Source organism: Microvirga aerilata (genome assembly GCF_016743775.1).
Classification (GTDB): Bacteria; Pseudomonadota; Alphaproteobacteria; order Rhizobiales; family Beijerinckiaceae; genus Microvirga; species Microvirga aerilata.
In genome coordinates, this window is sequence record NZ_JAEQMY010000202.1 from 1 (window position 1) to 3393 (window position 3393).

5 protein-coding genes are annotated in these 3393 nt (G+C 59.0%); 4 read left to right on the forward strand and 1 reads right to left on the reverse strand.

Annotated elements, in window-relative coordinates; all coding sequences use genetic code 11:
- The first annotated feature begins 1025 nt into the window (after positions 1–1025).
- Entirely contained in the window at positions 1026–1163 is a 138-nt protein-coding gene (locus JKG68_RS31410) for a hypothetical protein (protein WP_202066264.1), read from the forward strand.
- 11 nt (positions 1164–1174) lie between these two features.
- Positions 1175–1405, forward strand: a complete 231-nt coding sequence (locus JKG68_RS31415) for a hypothetical protein (RefSeq protein ID WP_202066266.1) — start codon at positions 1175–1177, stop codon at positions 1403–1405.
- Positions 1406–1647: 242 nt separating this feature from the next.
- Here JKG68_RS31415 and JKG68_RS31420 read toward each other — a convergent pair whose 3' ends face one another.
- Entirely contained in the window at positions 1648–1857 is a 210-nt protein-coding gene (locus JKG68_RS31420; RefSeq protein WP_202066268.1) for a hypothetical protein, read from the reverse strand.
- 98 nt (positions 1858–1955) lie between these two features.
- Here JKG68_RS31420 and JKG68_RS31425 point away from each other — a divergent pair, with 98 nt between their 5' ends.
- Both JKG68_RS31425 and JKG68_RS31430 read left to right on the forward strand, forming a co-directional pair.
- Positions 1956–2180, forward strand: coding sequence for a hypothetical protein (locus tag JKG68_RS31425; protein ID WP_202066270.1), 225 nt, complete (start codon positions 1956–1958; stop codon positions 2178–2180).
- 573 nt (positions 2181–2753) lie between these two features.
- A complete protein-coding gene (locus JKG68_RS31430; RefSeq protein WP_246516113.1) occupies positions 2754–3062 on the forward strand; it encodes a hypothetical protein in 309 nt (102 codons plus the stop codon).
- Positions 3063–3393 lie beyond the last annotated feature (331 nt).

Here is a 3393-nt window from a genome sequence, read left to right on the forward strand (position 1 = left end):
AAACTGCACTTGACATGAGATACGACGCAAGTCCGGGAGAACCCTGCCCCAGGAGAATGGTTCCTAGACGTCCTGACGCTTATTTCTCCCTTTTGGCTTTCGGCCTTGGCTGATCCTTATCCTGCGTCTCCTGATCCGGTAGACAGTCAATCAGGTCAGCCAATGCTCTGAGATCCACCCCTGCAACAGTGAGGATCTTGAAGAGTGTCTCAGTCGAAGGCCAGTGCGCGCGCCCATCCCGGCCATTACGCTTTGAGCGGTTTAATGCTGTCGGGTCCAATCCGGCCCGTATAGCAAGAGCCGAAACCGATATCCCCTGGTTCTCTGCAATTGCATCGATGGCTGCCCAAATCTGGGTGTGAGTGAACATTCTGCTTTTACACCAGGAAGCAAAAAGAAACCCCGCTCGGGCGGGAGCAGGGTTTCAGGGGGGACAGGCCACAAATGCGTAATGTGGCCTAGAGACAAAATACCCAAGCTTAGATAACAAGAACCTCCATGTATCGCCCCCGTGTAGGTTCAGCACATCGAGGACGAGGGAAAGGCCGATGATGTCGCCTGCTTCCAATCGCTCTTCCAAGGCGTGTTCCAGGTCATCCACCGTTGAGACCGTCGTAGGGTCCACAGCCGCCATACGGGCCTTGACGAGCATTCCCTGTGGCTCCCTCGCCCGAGTCCGGACAATCCCGTCCCTCCAGTTCAGGTAGGGCCGCCACGGCCTCACGCACGGGTTCGTCATATCGCTCCTTGCCCTCTTCCGATTGCTTATAAAGCACGAGCAGCCGCCCCCATGCCTCCCGTCATTCCTGCCCCATGGCCAGGAGAGCGCTGTCATCGCTCCCGGGAGCGGCAGCCGTCGCGAGGGTAGGGGATGCAGTCAGGGCCACGAGGGAACCAGCCCGAGGCGTTGAGCAGGGGTAAACCCACCCCTTAACCCTAGCGGCCACTACACCACGTCCCTCGATTGGCAACAGGAAGAGAGCCCTCTACGGTATCCATCAGGCATGCCGATTGAGAGGGCATCTATGACCCACAAGGATCGACTGACGCTCTATGGCCGGATCGGGCTCATCCTGGCCTCCTTCGCTGTCATCGGCGGGGTTGTTGCTGAGCCCCTTCTTAAGCCTTTGTGGTCCCCGCGGCTGACAGTCGCCCACCGGTAGAGAACCTCGGCATGCGAGACCCTCCTGACGTGAGACGAGCGCTCCTGGACTACAAGGCGGCTCTGGAGAATGCAGCCCAGGCTCAGGAGTCCATGGCCTCGCGCCTGGCTCTGTTGGCCGACGAACTAGAGCAACAAGGTCAGCCTAAGCTCGCTGACAGCCTTCAGCGGACCTGCCACCAGCATAGAGCCGCCAGCATCAAGAACCGTGCGCTTGCGGCCTCTCTGATGGTGCTTGACTAGGCACCCTCCCCAACACCGCTCCACCACACCCCGCCTCCGCTGACGCGGGCGGGGATGAGGTTTCTCTAGCCAACCTTTGGGACATCATCGCCCGGCGGCTCAGGTGGCTCAGGCGGCAGATCCGGCGCGTCGTCTGGCTCTGTCTCTGGGACTGGCGTTGGCAAGTCAGGCTGTGGAGGCACAGGAATGTCGGGCTGCGGTGTATCGGGATGGGAGATGTCGGACACGGCCGTTCTCTCCCTTCACTGAGTGCCCGGAGGCGGAACATAGGGCACGTCGTCTGGCGAGGGCTCACCATGATCCGATGGGGTGCCGTCCTCCGGAACGGGATCAAGTTCTGGCAGCTCAGGCAAAAGAGTTGGCAACTCTGGGTCGTCCGGTTTCGGATCCTGCGGGTTTGAGGTGCCGGCCATCTCGCGCTCCATGAAAGCTATCTCAAAGGAAGTGTTCACGCGGTCACCAGTTCCCGACGTCCAGATCACCTCGCAGACCTCAGCACGGAAGCGGTTGCACCCTATAATCCAGCCTCCGACGAACAGGAGACCTCCTTATGCACGTCTTCGGAGCCTTTGAGCTGGATATTCAGCCCGGCACTCCTGACAACCCGGCATCCGTCAGGATAGCCCTCCTGCGCTACACCCGGGGCGAGGATGGGCGCTTGCTCATCATGCCGGAGTGCAACTCCTTCGAGGAAATTGAGGGGCAGATCAATTCCCTGCAGGACGAACTGGACGAAATCCGGGAACGAGCCCGCCGAGCCTTCCAGGTCGCCTAGCCCGATGTGCAGGGCTACGAGTACACAAGCACATTATATGTGAATGAACCCAATGTCCCGGCGAGGGCATCCTCCCGCGCATGAACGTGACCTGGCAGTCTGTCCGCATTGGAAGCGGCTTCACCCGAGAAGAAGTTGGACGTCTTGTCTTCGTAGACGGAAGGCTGGCGGCTATTCTGGTGTGTCGCTCCGACCACGACGAGCCTATCGGCAGGAGCCCCTGGTTCATTGATGCCGGGTTTGGCCCTATAGCCGGGCTGCAAGAAACGTTCCCGAGCTTCGAGGATGCGGCAACCTGGATCCTCCGGCGCTTCAAGAATTGGGAATACCTCATGCGCTGGAACCATGCGTCTGATTAGGAGACCATAGGTGGCCTATCCCGCCCAGAGGCACGCTTCACACCCAGGACCCGGAATGGCTGCAAGCGCCAGTCGTAGCGGGCCTGCTGAAGGTGCGACAAGCTATCTGAACCGCTTACCACTTCCGATCAATACAGGGCAGCCTCCGGGTTCAGTAAACTTTGCTGAAGGCGTCGCGAGTCCAAACCATAACACTTGCCTTGGGAGGCACGCCATGACGGCTGATCGACACATTCTGCCACGCGCAGCGGAAGCGCACGAATACGCTTACAACCTGTTCAGGAACAAGCAGCGGCCTGAAATCGTCTGCGCGGTGCCGGAGGTCCGCCCGGTTCCTCACTTCATTGACCTTGAGCAATGGACATTTGAGCAGCCCCTGCGCCCTCTCGAAGCTCCCCCACCGGGCTTTGACAGTAAGGCAGCTTACGCAGGCGTGCGGTTCAATGGCTTTTACCTGTTCCATGCCCTTGCTGCTGCACCAGCTTTCCAAACAGCTCTCGAATTTGTCTCAGGAGTCCTATAGCCGCCTTTCCCCTTCTCTGGGATAGGGTTCGAATTCAATCCTTCTTAGCAGCGGACTTCTCGAAGGCATAAACCATTTGAACATAACTTCGCAACGAGGCCATTGATGTTTGAATCAGATGTTTGGAGTGCCCCGGGCCCCTTTCCCCGCACTCTGAGGAAAGGATGCAAAGGCACGGGCAACCGTTTCTGGAACCCGTAGCAGTTGGGGGGAGAGGAATCTGGCGGCTGTACCTCGTCAGATGTGCTGCACCGGCACACCCAAAGTGTTAAGCTTGATGGCAGACCCACGGAGGAGCGCCAGCATGGAACGCTTTGTGGTGACCAATACG